This window comes from Ruegeria sp. BC5 (assembly GCF_056539205.1).
In genome coordinates this window covers 159,119-175,976 of record NZ_JBQFUN010000005.1, presented here as the reverse complement: position 1 = coordinate 175,976, position 16,858 = coordinate 159,119, and the positions used below count along the sequence as shown (strand labels likewise).

The 16,858-nt window shown below is 60.3% G+C and carries 16 protein-coding genes; 9 read left to right on the top strand and 7 right to left on the bottom strand.

All coding sequences use genetic code 11. The features are described 5' to 3' along the window. The first annotated feature begins 25 nt into the window (after nt 1–25). Genes mreC through ACR0LY_RS13740 form a run of 5 tightly spaced genes read left to right on the top strand, consistent with a single transcriptional unit; the run spans nt 26 to nt 5,487 of the window. The gene (gene mreC, locus ACR0LY_RS13760) at nt 26–928 is read left to right on the top strand and encodes a rod shape-determining protein MreC (RefSeq protein WP_170350563.1); all 903 of its coding nucleotides are present in this window, start codon (nt 26–28) and stop codon (nt 926–928) included. Further along, nucleotides 921–1,457 carry a rod shape-determining protein MreD gene (locus ACR0LY_RS13755; RefSeq protein ID WP_170350564.1) on the top strand — a complete coding sequence of 179 codons (537 nt, stop codon included), beginning with the start codon at nt 921–923 and terminating at the stop codon, nt 1,455–1,457. Before mreC ends, ACR0LY_RS13755 begins: the two co-directional genes overlap by 8 nt. Then, a complete protein-coding gene (gene mrdA, locus ACR0LY_RS13750; RefSeq protein WP_170350565.1) occupies nt 1,454–3,403 on the top strand; it encodes a penicillin-binding protein 2 in 1,950 nt (649 codons plus the stop codon). Before ACR0LY_RS13755 ends, mrdA begins: the two co-directional genes overlap by 4 nt. Beyond that, the gene (gene rodA, locus ACR0LY_RS13745) at nt 3,400–4,539 is read left to right on the top strand and encodes a rod shape-determining protein RodA (RefSeq protein ID WP_170350566.1); all 1,140 of its coding nucleotides are present in this window, start codon (nt 3,400–3,402) and stop codon (nt 4,537–4,539) included. Before mrdA ends, rodA begins: the two co-directional genes overlap by 4 nt. Nucleotides 4,540–4,554: 15 nt before the next feature. Then, nucleotides 4,555–5,487, top strand: coding sequence for a 2-hydroxyacid dehydrogenase (locus tag ACR0LY_RS13740; protein ID WP_170350567.1), 933 nt, complete (start codon nt 4,555–4,557; stop codon nt 5,485–5,487). Here the strand turns inward: ACR0LY_RS13740 and ACR0LY_RS13735 are convergent. From ACR0LY_RS13735 to ACR0LY_RS13710, 6 genes are all read right to left on the bottom strand, one after another. Continuing rightward, the gene (locus tag ACR0LY_RS13735) at nt 5,484–7,499 is read right to left on the bottom strand and encodes a M3 family metallopeptidase (protein ID WP_170350568.1); all 2,016 of its coding nucleotides are present in this window, start codon (nt 7,497–7,499) and stop codon (nt 5,484–5,486) included. The two genes, ACR0LY_RS13740 and ACR0LY_RS13735, sit on opposite strands and share 4 nt — an antisense overlap. Nucleotides 7,500–7,697: 198 nt before the next feature. Beyond that, nucleotides 7,698–8,747, bottom strand: coding sequence for a HesA/MoeB/ThiF family protein (locus tag ACR0LY_RS13730; RefSeq protein ID WP_170350569.1), 1,050 nt, complete (start codon nt 8,745–8,747; stop codon nt 7,698–7,700). Beyond that, complete coding sequence (gene dut / locus ACR0LY_RS13725) at nt 8,747–9,202, bottom strand: dUTP diphosphatase (protein ID WP_170350570.1); 456 nt, start codon at nt 9,200–9,202, stop codon at nt 8,747–8,749. Before dut ends, ACR0LY_RS13730 begins: the two co-directional genes overlap by 1 nt. 15 nt (nt 9,203–9,217) lie before the next feature. After that, nucleotides 9,218–10,414 (bottom strand): bifunctional phosphopantothenoylcysteine decarboxylase/phosphopantothenate--cysteine ligase CoaBC, encoded by a 1,197-nt coding sequence (coaBC, locus tag ACR0LY_RS13720; RefSeq protein ID WP_170350571.1) that lies wholly within the window; start codon nt 10,412–10,414, stop codon nt 9,218–9,220. A 63-nt stretch (nt 10,415–10,477) separates the two neighbouring features. Continuing rightward, the gene (locus ACR0LY_RS13715; RefSeq protein ID WP_170350572.1) at nt 10,478–11,293 is read right to left on the bottom strand and encodes a ChaN family lipoprotein; all 816 of its coding nucleotides are present in this window, start codon (nt 11,291–11,293) and stop codon (nt 10,478–10,480) included. Continuing rightward, a complete protein-coding gene (locus tag ACR0LY_RS13710) occupies nt 11,290–12,168 on the bottom strand; it encodes an RNA polymerase factor sigma-32 (RefSeq protein WP_170350573.1) in 879 nt (292 codons plus the stop codon). The genes ACR0LY_RS13715 and ACR0LY_RS13710 overlap by 4 nt, the downstream gene beginning before the upstream one ends. 100 nt (nt 12,169–12,268) lie before the next feature. Between ACR0LY_RS13710 and cobU the strand changes: the two genes are divergently transcribed. The 4 genes from cobU to ACR0LY_RS13690 are packed head-to-tail and all read left to right on the top strand — an operon-like array spanning nt 12,269 to nt 15,868. Continuing rightward, complete coding sequence (gene cobU, locus ACR0LY_RS13705; RefSeq protein WP_170350574.1) at nt 12,269–12,790, top strand: bifunctional adenosylcobinamide kinase/adenosylcobinamide-phosphate guanylyltransferase; 522 nt, start codon at nt 12,269–12,271, stop codon at nt 12,788–12,790. Continuing rightward, nucleotides 12,787–13,365 (top strand): histidine phosphatase family protein, encoded by a 579-nt coding sequence (locus ACR0LY_RS13700; RefSeq protein ID WP_170350575.1) that lies wholly within the window; start codon nt 12,787–12,789, stop codon nt 13,363–13,365. Before cobU ends, ACR0LY_RS13700 begins: the two co-directional genes overlap by 4 nt. Before the next feature lie 58 nt (nt 13,366–13,423). Next, on the top strand, nt 13,424–14,308 hold the full coding sequence (locus ACR0LY_RS13695) for a glutathione S-transferase (RefSeq protein ID WP_170350576.1): 885 nt from the start codon (nt 13,424–13,426) through the stop codon (nt 14,306–14,308). Nucleotides 14,309–14,353: 45 nt separating this feature from the next. Beyond that, a complete protein-coding gene (locus ACR0LY_RS13690; protein WP_170350577.1) occupies nt 14,354–15,868 on the top strand; it encodes a YifB family Mg chelatase-like AAA ATPase in 1,515 nt (504 codons plus the stop codon). Here the strand turns inward: ACR0LY_RS13690 and gshB are convergent. Beyond that, nucleotides 15,865–16,797, bottom strand: coding sequence for a glutathione synthase (gshB, locus tag ACR0LY_RS13685; RefSeq protein WP_170350578.1), 933 nt, complete (start codon nt 16,795–16,797; stop codon nt 15,865–15,867). The genes ACR0LY_RS13690 and gshB overlap by 4 nt on opposite strands. Between the last annotated feature and the right edge of the window lie 61 nt (nt 16,798–16,858).

Below are 16,858 nucleotides of genomic sequence, written 5' to 3'. Positions count from 1 at the left end.
CAAGAGCAGCACGGGAAGGTAACCTGTGGCAAAGGACCGATCACAGCGCGACGAATACACCACCCCCCTGCGCCGTCTGCTGTTGGGGATTGTGGTGCTGTGCCTGCTTGCCATCTTTTTGGTCTGGCGGATCGACAGCCCGCGCGTGGAACGGTTCCGCGCGCAGGTCGTGGACCGGGTGGTGCCCTCGATGGAGTGGGCAATGGTCCCGGTCACCGCCGTGGTCAACCTGGCCCGCGATTTCCAAAGTTACCAACGCCTGAGCGAACAGAACCAGGAACTGCGCAGCGAGCTGCGCCTGATGCGCGCCTGGAAAGAGGCCGCGCTGCAACTTGAACAGGAAAACGCCCGGCTGTTGGATTTGAACAATGTGCGTCTCGATCCCCGTCTGACCTATATCACCGGGGTCGTGATGGCCGATAGCGGGTCACCCTTCCGGCAGTCGGTTCTGCTGAATGTTGGGGAACGCGACGGTATCACCGATGGCTGGGCCACAATGGATGGGATTGGTGTGGTCGGGCGCATTTCCGGCGTGGGGCCGGACACGGCACGGGTGATCCTGATGACCGATGCCTCCAGCGCGATCCCTGCCACAATCCAGCCCTCTGGCCAGACCGCCCTGATCACCGGCGACAACACATCCGCACCGGCGGTCGAGTTTCTGGAGAACCGAGAGCTGGTCCGCCCCGGCGACCGGGTCGTAACCTCGGGCGATGGTGGCGTGTTTCCCGGCGGTTTGCTGATCGGTCAGATCACTGCTGATCCCGGCGGTCGCCTGCGGGTGCGCCTGTCAGCAGATTTTGAACGGCTCGAATTTCTGCGGGTGCTGCGCTATCAATCAGCGCCTCAGATCCGCGATACGGGTGATATCGTCGGTCCACGAAACCCCGAGGCCGCCCTGACCCCGTCTGAGGTCGGCGATGGATAACGCAACCTCACAGCTTTGGTCCAAGCGTGGGCTGTATCTTATACTGGCCGCTCTTGTGCTATTTCTGCACTTGCTGCCACTGGACACGAAACCGGACCGCTGGCCATTTCCCGACTTTTTGATCGCACTGACTTTTGCCTGGGTACTGCGGCGGCCCGAATATGTACCGACCCTGCTGATCGCCTTCGTCATGCTGATGGCTGATCTTTTGTTACAACGCCCGCCCGGCTTGTTAGCCGCGCTCGTAGTGTTGGGCTCGGCTTATCTGCGCTCGGCTGCATTTGGAATGCGGGATTCAGGTTTTGTTAGCGAATGGTCCACCGTTGCGGTGGCGATCACGGGAGTTTTCATGCTGAACCGTGTCATTCTTGCTATTGTGTCTGTACAACAAGCGGCATTGGGGCCTGTAGTGATACAAGTGGTTCTGACAATTGCGGTTTATCCTTTGATCGTTCTGCTTAGCCAGAACGCGCTTGGCGTGCGGCGCGCAACCGTGGCCAATACCAATGCCGTAGGGGCACGGGGATGAAACAGCGCAAACCCAAAGCCCCGGGCCTTGCCTATAAACGCCTGCCTCGTCGAGCATTGCTTTTGGGTGGGCTACAAGCCGCCTTCATCGGCGGGCTCGCCGCCCGGATGCGCTATATGCAGGTGGATCAGGCCGATGAATACCGCCTGCTGGCCGAGGAAAACCGGATCAATATCCGCCTGATCCCGCCAACCCGTGGACGGATCTACGACCGGAACGGCGAGATCATCGGCCAGAACTCGCCCTCATACCGTATCGTCATGGTGCGCGAAGATGCCGGTGACGTCGATCAGGTTATCGCCAAGCTTTCAGAGCTGATCCCCCTGACGGCAGATGAGATTGAACGCGCCAAGACCGAAATGCGCCGCTCGGCCCCGTTCCTGCCGGTCACGCTGGCCGATCAGGTCACGTGGGAGGATATCTCGAAGGTTGCCGTCAACGCACCCGCCCTGCCCGGTGTGATCCCCGAAGTGGGACAGACAAGGCAGTACCCGCGCTATGAGGATTTTGCCCATGTGGTCGGCTATGTCGGCCCGGTCAGCGATTATGACCTGAGCCAGATCGAAGACCCAGAGCCGGTCCTACGAATTCCGCGGTTCCAGATCGGCAAAGTCGGGCTAGAGGCCAAGCAAGAGATTGCCCTGCGCGGCAAAGCCGGGGCGAAACGGGTCGAGGTCAACGCCACCGGCCGCGTGATGCGTGAACTGGACCGGCAAGAAGGTGAGACCGGGGCCGACTTGCAGCTTTCTGTCGATGCGGATCTACAGCAATACGCGCAAGCACGTCTGGCCGGGGAAAGTGCCGCCGCCGTGGTGATCGATTGCGAAACCGGCGATATCCGTGCCATCAGTTCAGCCCCCAGTTTTGATCCGAATCTGTTCGTGCGCGGTATCTCGGTCGCAGACTATCGGACGCTGACACAGGACAATTACCGCCCGCTGGCCAACAAGACGGTTCAGGGCACCTATCCGCCGGGCTCGACCTTCAAGATGATCACCGCCATGGCCGCGCTTGAGGCCGGGGTGATCGGGCCATCGAACACAGTCTATTGTCCCGGCCACCTAAAGGTGGGCAGCCGCCGCTTCCACTGCTGGAAACGCGGCGGGCACGGCACGGTTGATTTGGAAACCTCGCTGAAACGCAGCTGCGACGTCTATTATTATGACGTGGCTCTGCGCACCGGTATCGACAAGATTTCGGAAATGGCGCGCATTTTTGGTCTGGGCGTAAAGCACGACATACCGATGTCTGCCGTCGCCGCCGGGTTGGCACCTAACCAGGCGTGGAAGCAGCGTGTTCATGGCGAGGAATGGCTGGTCGGCGACACGGCGAATGCCTCGATCGGTCAAGGCTTTATGCTGGCCTCACCGCTGCAATTGGCAGTCATGACGGCGCGGATTGCAACCGGTCGCGCGGTGTCGCCGCGGCTGGTACGCTCGGTGAACGGGATTGAACAACCTTCCGGCGCGGGAGAACCGCTGGCGGTGAACCGCAATAATCTGGAACAGGTGCGTCATGCCATGTTCACGGTCTCGAACAACCGGCGCGGCACCGCCTATCGCAGCCGTATCATCGCGGATGAATTCCGCATGGCCGGTAAAACCGGCACCAGCCAGGTGCGCAACATCACCAAGGCGGAGCGCGCAGCCGGTGTGATCCGCAACGAAGACCTGCCATGGGAACGCCGCGACCACGCGCTGTTCGTCAGCTTTGCACCCTATGACAATCCGAAATTCGCCGTGGCCGTGGTGGTGGAACATGGCGGCGGTGGCTCCAAGGCAGCGGCCCCGGTCGCACGGGACATCATGTTGCAAGCGCTGTACAACGGCACACCGCCGCTCGAGGCCTATCCGGCTGGCGATCGCGACCGCATCAAGGAACAGCAAAAACGGCTTGAGGGCGATCGCCGCCCCAAAGCGCGTCCGACCGAGAAGGACCGCGCATGAGCTATCTTGAATATGCCGTCAAATCCACACCGTCAGGGTTCCGCAAATTCCTGTATATGAACTGGCCACTGACCCTGTTGCTGATCAGCACAGCAAGTGCCGGATTCCTGATGCTGTATTCGGTTGCGGGTGGATCGTGGATGCCCTGGGCGGAACCGCAGATGGAACGCTTTGGGCTGGGTCTGACAGCGATGTTCATCATCGCGCTGGTACCGATCTGGTTCTGGCGAAACATGTCTGTCGTGGCCTATCTCGGGTCAATCGTATTGCTTGTTTTCGTTGAGCTTTTTGGCACCATCGGCATGGGCGCGCAGCGCTGGATCGACCTGGGATTCATGCGACTGCAGCCGTCCGAGGTTATGAAAGTTGCGCTGGTTATGGTTTTGGCCGCCTATTACGACTGGCTACCGTCTCATAAAACGTCACGCCCGCTGTGGGTGCTGATCCCGGTGGCGTTGATCCTGATCCCCACGTTCATGGTTCTGAAACAGCCCGATCTGGGCACCTCAATCCTGCTGTTGGCGGCAGGTGGCGGGCTGATGTTTTTGGCTGGAGTCCACTGGGCCTATTTCGCCGCCGTCATCGCCGCTGTGGTCGGCCTGATTGCCACCGTGTTCAACAGCCGCGGGACCGAGTGGCAGTTGCTCAAGGATTATCAGTTCCGACGGATCGACACGTTTCTGGACCCGTCTACCGATCCGCTGGGCGCAGGGTATCACATCACCCAGTCCAAGATCGCTTTGGGATCGGGGGGATGGAACGGGCGCGGGTTCATGCAGGGTACGCAGTCGCGTCTGAACTTTTTACCCGAAAAACACACCGACTTCATCTTTACCACGCTGGCCGAAGAGTTCGGCTTTGTCGGTGGCATCACCCTACTGACTCTGTATGGCCTGATCCTGGTGTTCTGCCTAATCACCGCGCTCTCGACAAAAGATCGATTCTCATCACTGGTGACGCTGGGCATCGCACTGAATTTCTTCCTGTTCTTTGCTGTCAACATGTCGATGGTGATGGGCCTTGCCCCGGTGGTGGGAGTGCCGTTGCCGATGGTCAGCTATGGCGGTTCCGCCATGCTGGTTCTGATGGCCGCCTTCGGCATCGTCCAAAGCGCCCATATCCACCGCCCCCGCTGATCCGAAAGGCCCCTTATGCCCGTGAACGTCCTGTTTTCCGCGCGCCCAGCGCAATGGCCGATCTATAAGCCTCTATTGACCAAAGGCCTGACCGAAGCCGGGGTAGACTTTCACCTGGCAACCGAGTTTGAGCCGGATCAAGTCGACTATATTGTCTATGCCCCAAGCGGTGGGTTACTGGATTTCACCCCATACACCCGGCTGAAGGCCGTGCTTAGCCTGTGGGCCGGGGTAGAAAAAATCGCGGGGAATGCGACCCTGACCGTGCCGCTGGCGCGGATGGTGGATCATGGCCTGACACAAGGCATGACCGAATGGGTGGTGGGCCACGTGCTGCGCCATCACCTCGGCATGGATCGACACATCACCGTGCAGGATGGTGTCTGGACCCCTGCACCGCCCCCGCTGGCAACCGGACGTCAGGTCTGTGTTCTGGGCCTTGGCGCGTTGGGCGAGGCCGCGGCGCGTGCGCTGGCGGCGCTGAAATTCGATGTCACCGGCTGGAGCCGTACAGCCAAGGATATTCCCGGTATTACCTGCCTGCATGGTCCCGATGGGCTGCGCACAGCCTTGTCGCGGGCCGAGATCGTGGTTTTGCTGTTGCCTGACACTCCCGCCACCGTGAGTATATTGAACGCCGACACTCTGGCCCTGCTGCCAAAGGGTGCTTGCATTATCAATCCCGGTCGGGGCCCGTTGATCGACGACGATGCCCTGCTGGCGGCACTGAATGCGGGTCAGGTTGGCCACGCGACGCTGGACGTGTTTCGGGTTGAGCCCCTGCCTGCAGATCACCCCTATTGGGCGCATCCGAATGTGACGGTGACCCCGCATATCGCCTCGGAAACCCGGCCCGAAACAGCAGCGCAGGTGATCTGCGAGAACATCCGTCGGGGTGAGGAAGGTGAACCCTTCCTGCACCTCGTTGACCGGTCTCTGGGGTACTAAGCCGCGATCAGACCGCGCCCTTTCAGCAAGGCCTCAACCCCCGGCAACCGACCCCGAAAGGCGAGGTACAGCTCTTCGGCCTCGCGTGAGCCGCCTGTGGACAGGATGTTTTCTTCCAACGCTTTAGCGCGTTCGGGGTCAAAGGCCCCTCCGGCCTCTTCAAACGCGGCAAAGGCATCGGCGTCCATGACCTCGGACCACATATAGCTGTAATAGCCCGCGCTATAGCCATCGCCTGCAAAGACATGCGCGAAATGCGGGGTGGCGTGGCGCATCCCAATGGCTTGCGGCATGCCGATCTGGGACAAAACCTCAGCCTGTTTCGCCATCGGATCAGCCGGGGCATCGCCATCGTGGAACGCCAGATCGACCAGCGCCGAGGCGACATATTCCACCGTCTGAAACCCCTGATCGAAATTGGCGGCCTTAAGCACTTTTTCCAGCATCTCCTGTGGCATCGCTTCGCCGGTTTCGGCGTGAGTGGCAAATTCGGCCAGAACCTCGGGCACTTCCAGCCAGTGTTCAAATAGCTGGCTGGGTAGCTCTACAAAGTCCCGCGCCACGCTGGTGCCCGAAATGCTTTCATAGGTCACATCGGACAGCATCTGATGCAGCGCGTGACCGAACTCGTGGAATAGGGTCCGGGCATCGTCGTAAGACAACAACGCAGGATCGCCCTTGGCAAAGTTGCAGACGTTGATCACGACCGGCGCCTGCACTTTGGGGAACTTGGCCTGCGACCGCATCGCACTGCACCACGCCCCTGACCGTTTAGACCCCCGTGCGAAGTAGTCGCCTATGAATACGGCTATATGTTGCCCGTTGCGCGTGACTTCCCACGCGCGGCAATCGGAGTGATAAAGCGGCACATCCAACGGTGCGAATTCAAGCCCGAACAGGCGGTTTGCGCAGGCAAAGGCAGCCTCGATCATCCGATCCAACTGCAGGTAAGGCTTCAACGCGGCCTCATCCAAATCATGCTCGGCCTTGCGGCGTTTCTCGGCATAATAGCGCCAGTCCCAAGCTTCCAGCGGGCCGTTGACGCCGTCCTCCTGCATCATCTGCGTCAGGATTTCAGCATCGGCATCGGCGCGTGACTTGGCGGGGCCCCAAACTTGCATCAGCAGGTCGCGCACCTTGTCAGGCGTGCGGGCCATTTCAGTTTCCAGCTTGAAACCGGCGAAGCTGTCATAGCCCAGCAGCTTGGCGCGTTCTTCGCGCAGTTGCAAGATTTCAGCTGAGATATTGCGATTGTCGGTCTCACCGCCATTGGCACCACGCGCCGCCCAGGCCCGATAGGCCTTTTCCCGCAGGTCGCGCCGAGGCGAGAATTGCAAGAACGGCACAATCAGCGAGCGCGACAGGGTGACCACCGGACCCTTTACTCCTTTTTCCTGCCCCGCAGCGCGGGCGGTATCCACCACGAATGCAGGCAACCCCTCCAGATCGTTTTCGGATAGCTCCATGTACCAATCACGCTCGTCGGCCAGAAGGTTTTGCGTGAAAGACGTTCCCAACGAGGCCAGCCGTGCCTTGATGTCCTGCATCCGGGCGTCCTTTTCGCCCTCAAGCGCCGCACCCGCACGGACAAAACCGCGATGGGTCAGCATGAGAACGCGGGCCTGTTCATCCGTCAGGTTCAGATCCTCCTTGCGAGACCACAGATCGGCCAGCCGTTGAAAAAGAGCCTTATTCGAAGAAATACCCGAGAAATGCGCCGCAAGTTTGGGCGAGAAGTCTCGTTGCAGTTCCTCTCGTGCCGGGTTGCTGTCTGCCCCTGCGACCGTGAAAAAGACCGACAACACCTTGTCCATCTGCTCTCCAGCAGCTTCCAGCGCTTCGACCGTATTGGCAAAGGTGGGCGCATCGGGGTTGTCGGCAATCGCGTCGATCTCGGCGTTATGCGCCTGCATGGCCTGCTCGAGCGCGGGGGCGAAATCGTCGTCTGAGATTGCGTTGAACGGAGCGATTTCAAACGGCGTGGTCCAGTTGGACAGGATCGGGTTGGTCATGCAAATCTCCTTTGCTGGTCAAGCTAGGGAGGCGGGCTGGAATGGTCCAGAGGTGGCGTATCAAATTCCGCGACAATCCAGTTTCGCGCGCCAGAAGCAGGGTGCGGTTTCAGGGGCTCCCGCCCCCGCAGCGCGCATCAAAGATGCGCCTTGGCGGCGTTGGGCCGGACCGTGCGCTGACGCGCGCGGCGGTTGCATCTAGTTTTTGGAACCTGCGCAAATGGGGCAATCTTCCCGACGTGATAGGGTGATTTTGCGACTTTCACCAAATAGCGCGTCGTAGATCAACATCTCACCGCGCAGAGCTTGCCCAGCCCCGGTGATTACCTTGATCGCCTCAACCGCCATCATCGAGCCTACCACGCCGGGCAACGGGCCAATCACACCAGCCTCGGCGCAGGAGGGGGCCAGACCGGGGGCCGGAGCCTGGGGGAAGATACATTGATAGCAGGGCGCACCATTGGCCGGGTCGAAGACGCTGAGCTGGCCTTCCCATTGTGACAGCGCGCCCGAGATCAGCGGCTTGCCCAGCGCGACAGCAGTGCGGTTTGCCAGATAGCGGGTGTCAAAGTTATCGGTGCCATCAAGGATCAGGTCAAAATCTGCAAACAGGTCAGTGGCGATTTCATCCGTCAGGCGGCGGTGATAGGGCAGGACGATCACATTGGGGTTCTGCGCCAGCATCGCCTGTTGCGCCGAAAAGACCTTGGGTATGCCGATATCTGCGTCGCGATGGATAACCTGCCGTTGCAGATTGGCGTTTTCAACCTCGTCATCATCAATCACGCCGATAGTCCCCACCCCGGCGGCAGCCAGATATTGCAACGCAGGTGCTCCAAGACCGCCAGCACCGATGACCAGAACCCGCGCCTGTTTCATCTTTTTCTGTCCCGGCCCGCCCAGTTCACGCAGGACGATATGGCGGGCATAGCGCTCAAGTTCGGTCTCAGAAAACTGGTCGGATGGCATTGCGGGCTCCTTGGCTGAGGCTGGCGCGGCGCGGTTTCGCAACGCTTTCAGAACACGTCCGTAAACCAGTACCAGCAGCACCGTACCCGCCAGTATCAGCCACATCGCCGCAGAACCGCCGGTCGCCTGACGCAACGGATGCCCATCAGGAAGCAGCAATTGAGCCGTAATCACACCCAGAAGCAGCACGGCCACCGAAGTCGTGCGGGCCGTCCGCGATACACCAGCCAGATAACCGATGCCCCACAGACCAGCCGCTAAAATCCCGACCAGAAGCATCAGCCGCGCCCGGTCGAGCCGAAACCACCCGCCCCGCGCGCCGTGTCGCTGAGCATATCAACCGCTTCGAACGCAGCTTGCACGACCGGGGCTACGACCAGTTGCGCGATGCGTTCGCCATGAGTGATCTCGAACGCCTCTTGACCTGCGTTCAAGACGATCACACCCAATGGGCCGCGATAGTCGCTGTCGATCGTACCGGGCGTATTGGGCAGGGTGATCCCGTGTTTCAGAGCCAGACCCGAGCGGGGGCGCACCTGAACTTCGAACCCCTGCGGAATTTCGATCCTTAGACCAGTGGGCACCAGGGCGCGTTGGCCCGGTTCAAGCGTGATTGACGCACCGCCGGGCAGGTTTGCCCGCACATCCGCACCAGCCGCCCCCGCGGTTTCATAAGACGGCAAGGGTACTGAGGGGTCAGCGCCCTGTTCGCGGATCACACGAATTGCAACCATCACTGTTCCTCTTGTCTAGCTCGTCAAAGCGTCGGCGATCCTGGTCGCCAAACGCTCGGCCACTGCATCTTTGCCCATGCGCGGCCATTCCTCGGCCCCGTCATCCGAGATCAGGATCACCGCATTCTCGGACCCGCCCATGATCCCGGTTGCCGGGCTGACATCATTGGCCACGATCCAGTCACAGCCCTTACGCCCCAGTTTGGCGGTGGCATGTTCGATCACATTGTCCGTCTCGGCGGCAAATCCGACAACCAGCGCCGGGCGACCGGTTTTCATATGCGATACGCGTTTTAGGATGTCGGGATTTTCGGCAAACTCCAGCGCTGGCATCCCATCGCGGCTTTTCTTCAGCTTTTTGTCCGAGGCACTGGCGACCCGCCAATCCGCGACAGCTGCAGCGAACACGCCCGCATCCACCGGCAGTGCGGCATTGACGGCGTCCGACATTTGCAGCGCGGTTTCGACCTGCACGACCTGCACCCCTGGGGGCGGCGGAACATCCGCTGGGCCGGTGACAAAGACCACGTCAGCGCCCAGTGCAGCAAGCGCCCGGGCCACCGCCGTACCCTGCGCCCCAGACGAGCGATTGGCGATATAACGCACCGGGTCAATCGGTTCATGCGTCGGCCCCGAGGTCACAAGCACGCGCTTACCGCTAAGCGGACCCTGACCCAGTTCCGCCTCAATCGCTGCGACGATCTCAAGCGGTTCGGACATACGGCCGGGGCCGTATTCACCGCATGCCATATCACCCTCGTTTGGGCCGACAAAACGGACGCCGTCCGCCTGTAATTGCTTCAAATTGCGCTGCGTCGCCGGATGGTCCCACATGCGCACATTCATCGCAGGTGCACACAGAACCGGCGTGTCGGTGGCCATCAACAGGGTCGAGGCCAGATCGTTCGCCAGCCCGGTAGCCATCTTTCCCATCAAATCCGCCGTCGCGGGGGCCACAACGATCAAATCCGCCGAGCGCGACAATTGGATATGCCCCATCTCGGCCTCATCTGTTAGATCGAACAGATCGCGATAGGCTTTCTCTCCGGCCAGAGCCGCCACGGACAGGGGTGTCACGAATTCCTCAGCCGCGCGCGTCAACACGGGCGTCACGGCCGCGCCGCGTTCTTGTAGGCGCCGGATCAGGTCCAGCGACTTATAGGCCGCGATCCCACCGCCGATAATCAGCAGAATGCGTTTCGATGCCAGCATGTTGAGCCTTTCCTGTCCCGGTCGGCCCCGACATTAGGCAAGGGGGCCTAACAGTTCCAGCCGTTAATTCGGCTTTTGAAACGCCAGACATGGGTCTTCACGTTCAACGCTGGGGCTGTCGATCACTGCGTCGAAGGTGCCGTTTACCACGCCATCCTCGGATTGACCCAGCACAAAGACCTTCAGCCCCGGGCGCAGTCGGGACAAATAGGTAGGAATGCCACGATCCTTACGCGCATGGCCATTCCCGGTAATCACCGCCACCGGTCCGCCGGTTTCATCGGTGGCGCGCAAGATGGCGCGCGTCAGCACCGCATCGCGCAGGCGCTGAATGGCCACCAGTTGCGGCAAGGCACTTTCTGGGATCGCATCGCAATGGGCGGCCAGTTGATCGGCCTCGCGCGCGGCCTGTTCGTCGGCTGGCAAAGGCACGGTCAGTCCATAACGTGCCGCATCCGCGCCCAAAGCGGTGGCTGCCCCTCGCTCCATCGCCGCACGGGCTGCGGCACGTGGAACCATCGCCCCGTAGACGGGCGCGTCTGACGCTTGAAACACCGGGTAATACATGCTGAGCGGCGGCCAGCCCGATTCAAGCCATTCCAGAATGCGCGCAAGCTCTTCGGGGTTGGATACAGCCTTATCCGCCAGTCGCTGCGCACCTTCTTCGGTTACCATCTCCCACACAACAGCCGAGGGGGTGATGGCCTTCAATGCTTCGGCCTGAATGACATGGTGTTGCGGGTTGTCGTGTATCTCGCCCAAAATGACTACATCCGCCGAGGTCATCGCGGCCAGAATATCATCGGGGATCAAATCTTCGGCCTGGCCGGGCGCGGCCATAACCATCAGTGTACAAACAAGAATCGCAAGCTGTCTCATGCGATGAAGTGTTGCACCTCGCGCGACTGGGCTTCAAGGTTCTTACGCATTTTCACAAAAGCCGCAGCCTCAAGCTGACGCACGCGTTCCTTCGACAGGCCAAGCTCTTGCCCCAGACTTTCCAGCGTGCGGGCAGGATCGCGCAGCTTGCGTTCGCGCACGATAAAGCGTTCGCGGTCGTTCAACGCCTGCATCGCCGTCACCAGCCATTCGCGCAGCTGTTCAGTATCGTGGCTGTTTTCAACCGTCTCGGCAGCCTGCTCGCGTTCATCCTCTAGTGCATCGATCCACTCCCGACCGTCTTCATCGCTCGATTGCACCGCGTTCAGTGAGAAATCCGAGCCCGAAAGGCGCCCTTCCATCATCTCAACATCACGCAAGGGCACGCCGATTTCAGCTGCAATCATCTGGTGCAACTGATGACGGTCCAGATCCATCCCTTCGGTTGCGGCCTCGCGTTCCAAACGCGCCTGAACCCGCCGCATGTTGAAAAACAGGGATTTCTGCGATGAGGTCGACCCAGTGCGCACCATCGACCAGTTGCGCATCACGTAGTCCTGAATGCTCGCCTTGATCCACCAGACCGCATAGGTTGAAAAGCGCACGCCTCGATCGGGATCAAATTTGTCGGCCGCTTTCATAAGGCCCAATCCGGCCTCTTGAATCAGATCATTCATCGGCGCGCCGTATCGTTTGAACTTGGCCGCCATCGAAATCGCCAGCCGCATATAGGCCGTGATCAACCGATGCAACGCTTGTTCGTCACGGTCGTCACGCCACGCATAAGCCAGCTTTAATTCAGTTTCTGCGTCCAGCAATTCGGCTTTCATCGCCTGCCGGGACATCGAAAAATCGGTTCCATTATCCAGTGCCATGGAAATCTCCCCTTTTCACAGGCGCGGGCCGGGCTTGCCTTACCGACCTAGGGTCGATACGCAGAACAAAACCGGGTGGATCACCAGAAAGGTAATAATAGTGTATCCGGATTTAACCTTTGTGTTGGGTGGCGCGGCCTCTGGTAAATCCGTTTTTGCCGAGCAACTTGTTGTTTCATCAGGGAAAAATCGCGTTTATCTCGCCACATCACAAGTGTTTGATGATGAGATGCGCGACAAGGTTCAGCGCCATATCGCCCAACGAGGTGCAGGATGGGCGACGATCGAAGCCCCATTTGATCTTGACCCGGCCCTGTCCGATTTGACCCCCGATCATATCTGTCTGATCGACTGCGCCACCATGTGGCTGACCAATCATCTGTTGGCTGAAAACGATCTGGAACAAGCCCAATCTGTGCTGTTGCAGGCCCTTCAATCGTGCCGGGCGCCGGTTATCATCGTCTCGAACGAAGTCGGCCATGGCATCGTCCCGGACAACGCTCTGTCCCGCCGCTTCCGCGAAGCACAGGGACGGTTGAACATCGCGCTGGCCGCACAGGCCGATCTGGCCGTGCAGGTCACAGCAGGGCTTCCGCTGGTGCTGAAAGGACAATTGCCGTGACCCGTCTGCATCTTGTTCGTCACGGGCCGACCCATGCGAAAACCATGGTCGGGTGGTCCGATCTGCCTGCCGACCTCAGCGATCACGCCGCTATCGCGCGATTGCACGACCATCTGCCAGACAAGGCGCTGGTGGTATCATCTGACTTGCTGCGGGCCACCGATACGGCATCGGCCATTCAGGGTAAACGCCAGCGCCTGCCGCATCATAGCGACCTGCGCGAGATTCACTTCGGCACATGGGAATTGCGCAATTTCAAAGAGATTGAGGCCGAAAACCCCGATCTGGCCTTTGCGTATTGGGACAATCCCGGCGACGTGCGCCCGCCCAAAGGTGAAAGCTGGAACGAGGTTTGCGCCCGCGTCGATGCCGTGATCGACCAGTTGATTGTCGATCACACGGGCCACGACCTGATCATCGTGGCCCATTTCGGCGTGATCCTGACCCAGGTGCAGCGCGCCCTTGGCGTTGACGCACAAGAGGCGTTCAGCCATCGCATCGACAACCTCTCGGTCACCGACATCACCCATCACGGCGATCGCTGGTCGGTTGGGCAGATCAATCACTGTCCGTGATCACACCCCGCACAAATCACTGATTTACTGAACGATCGCGGCGCGCCATCGTAGTCGTATGACCTATGATTTATTTATTGGAGACCGCCTGTTTTCCAGCTGGTCCTTGCGCGGTTGGCTGATGCTGGAAAAGTTCGGCCTGCCCTACCGAAACCACATGATTGGCCTCTATTCCGGCACCATGGCCGAGGATATGAAGCCGCTGGCCCCGGCGCGCCTTGTCCCTGCTCTGCGCCTGCCGGATGGGACCATAGTGGGCGAAAGCCTTGCCATGGCCGAGACCTTGGCCGAACGGCATCCAGAGGCCGGGATGTGGCCCGAAGACGTGGCCGCCCGCGCAACGGCCCGGTGGCTATGCGCCGAAATGACTGCCGGATTCGCCGCGTTGCGCGCGGAATGTTCGATGCAGCTGTTGCACTGCTGGCAGGGATTTGGTCCATCGCCTGAAACGCTGGTTGATCTGGACCGGATCGAAACCCTCTGGGCACATGCCCGCACTATATCCGGTGCAGACTCCGGGCCGCTTTTCGGCAGGTATTCTCTGGTGGATGTATTTTACACCCCCGTGGCCGCGCGGATCATTGGCTATGGTTTGCCTGTGTCCGTGGCTAATCGGGAATATTGCCTGGATTTGCTATCCGACCCTTCGGTCCGACAATGGCGCGCAATGGGATTGACCGTGACCTATGATCCGTTCCCCTACGCATTCGACCTGCCGTCACAGGCATGGCCCATCGGCGCGCAAACCGATGCCCAATCTGTAGATAACGGACCATCGATCAACGATATCTGTCCTTATTCCGGCAAAGCGGTCACCCATTTTCTGGAACTGGACGGTCAGCGCTGGGGATTCTGTAACCAATTCTGCCGCGACAAAACGGTTGCGGACCCCGGTGCCTGGCCAAAATTCTTAGCAATGACCGACACCGTTAACCATTCGTAAACCGCATCCATGGCAGCAACGACCTGTTAACCAAACAGGTCGTTCATGGTCGCCCGTTCTCATACCGTCGCTTTCCAAGGGGTTGATGCCCGCCCGGTCGAGGTGCAATGCGCCGTCTCGCCGGGCCTGCCCGCTTTTTCCATCGTAGGCCTGCCCGACAAGGCCGTGTCCGAGGCCCGCGACCGCGTCCGCAGCGCGCTGAGTTCGATGGCCATCGCGCTGCCGTCGAAACGGATCACCATCAACCTGTCCCCCGCTGACCTGCCCAAAGAAGGCAGCCATTTCGACCTGCCCATCGCCGTCGCGCTGCTTTCGGCGTTGGAAATCATCCCGCCCGACGCCGCCGAAGGCGCGGTTTCGCTGGGCGAGTTGTCTCTGGACGGCTCGCTGGTTCCGGTCGTCGGTGCGCTGCCTGCCGCCATGACTGCCGCAGCCGAGGATCGCGCGTTGCTGTGCCCCCGAGCCTCCAGCGCCGAGGCGGCTTGGGTGGATGCCACACAGGTCATCGGCGCGGGATCACTCGGCGATGTCGTACGCCATTTTTCGGGCCAGTCGCCCTTGCCTGCGGCCCAACCCGGCGAAGTGAACTTGGCGCCCAGCGCCCGCGATCTACGCGATGTAAAAGGGCAGGAACGGGCCAAGCGCGCGCTGGAGATCGCCGCCGCAGGCCGCCACCACCTGATCATGATCGGCACACCCGGATCGGGTAAATCCATGCTCGCCGCGCGCCTGCCCGGTATTCTGCCGCCTCTGACCCCGACCGAGGCACTGGAAACTTCGATGATCCAATCTCTGTGCGGGTTGCTGGACGAAGGCGGCATCAGCCGCAGCCGTCCCTTTCGCGAACCCCACCATACCGCCTCTATGGCGGCGATCGTTGGGGGTGGCAAGGGCGCCAAGCCGGGCGAGATTTCCTTGGCTCATAATGGCGTTCTGTTCTTGGACGAATTTCCCGAATTCCCGCGCACCGTGCTGGAAACCCTGCGCCAACCTATCGAGACTGGCGAGGTTATGGTCGCGCGCGCAAATGCCCATGTGAAATACCCCTGCCGGTTCATGCTGGTGGCTGCAGCCAACCCCTGCAAATGTGGATATCTGACCGATCCCGCCCGCGCCTGTTCTCGCGCGCCTGTCTGCGGAGAGGACTATCTGGGCCGCATATCAGGCCCGCTGATGGATCGGTTTGATCTGCGGATCGAGGTGCCCCCAGTCGGGTTCACCGATCTGGACCTGCCACCTTCCGGCGACAGTTCGGCGACAGTTGCAGCGCGCGTCGACCAGGCCCGCGCCATTCAGGCCGAACGGTTCCAGGACACGCCCGCTACGCGGCAGAATGCCGATGTTGAAGGTTCGATACTGGAAGAAATTGCCGCGCCGGATGCCGAAGGCAAAGAGTTGCTGTTGAAGGCCGCTGAACGGTTCGGCCTGTCGGCGCGCGCCTTTCACCGTATTTTACGGGTCGCGCGCACGATTGCAGATCTCGATGGCACACCAGATGTCCGGCGCCCTCACGTGGCCGAGGCGCTGAGCTTTCGCATCAGCGCCAAGGTTGCCTCTTAAAGCTTGGCTTCAATGGCCTGCCAGATTTTTTCGGCGATGTTCACATCGTCGAAGCGCTCAAGCTCCTGAATGCCGGTGGGCGAGGTCACGTTGATTTCGGTCAGATAGTCTCCGATCACGTCGATCCCTACGAAAATCTGGCCTTTTTCTTTCAGCAACGGGCCAATCGCCGCGCAAATCTCCCGGTCACGCTCGGACAAGCCGATCTTTTCGGGCCGCCCCCCCACATGCATGTTTGACCGCGTCTCACCCTTCGCCGGAACACGATTGATCGCGCCCACGGCTTCGCCATCCACAAGGATCACGCGCTTGTCGCCGTTGCTGACATCGGGCAGGAATTTCTGCACGATCAACGGCTCGCGCGAGAAGCCTGTAAACAGCTCGTGCAGAGAGGTCAGGTTGCGGTCATTCGCATCCAGCCGGAACACGCCCGCGCCACCGTTGCCATAGAGCGGCTTCAGAATGACATCGCCGTGCTTTTCCTTGAACGCTTTGATGGTTTGCAGATCACGCGCGATCGTGGTTGGCGGGGTCAGGTTAGGGAAATCCAGAACCAGCAGCTTTTCGGGGTAATTCCGCACCCAAAACGGATCATTGACCACCAACACCTGCCCTTTGAGACGATCCAGCAGATGAGTCGAGGTGATATAATGCATATCGAACGGAGGGTCCTGGCGCAGCCAGATCACGTCGAACTCGGCCAAATCCACCTCGCGTTCCGGGCCCAGCTCGGCCGGGTTGCCTGCCACACGCTGCACTTTCATGTCCTGACCGCGCGCGGTGATCCGCCCCTCTTGATAGGCCAACTGGTCCGGGCTGTAGAAAAACAGCATATGCCCGCGCGCCTGTGCCTCTTCGGCCAGACGGAATGAGCTGTCTGCGTTGATATCCACGGCCCCGATCGGGTCCATCTGAAAGGCGATTTTCATGGCGTGTCCCTCAGTTTCACGCCAGATACATGGCCCAGAGGGGCCGAGGGTTCAATGGGTG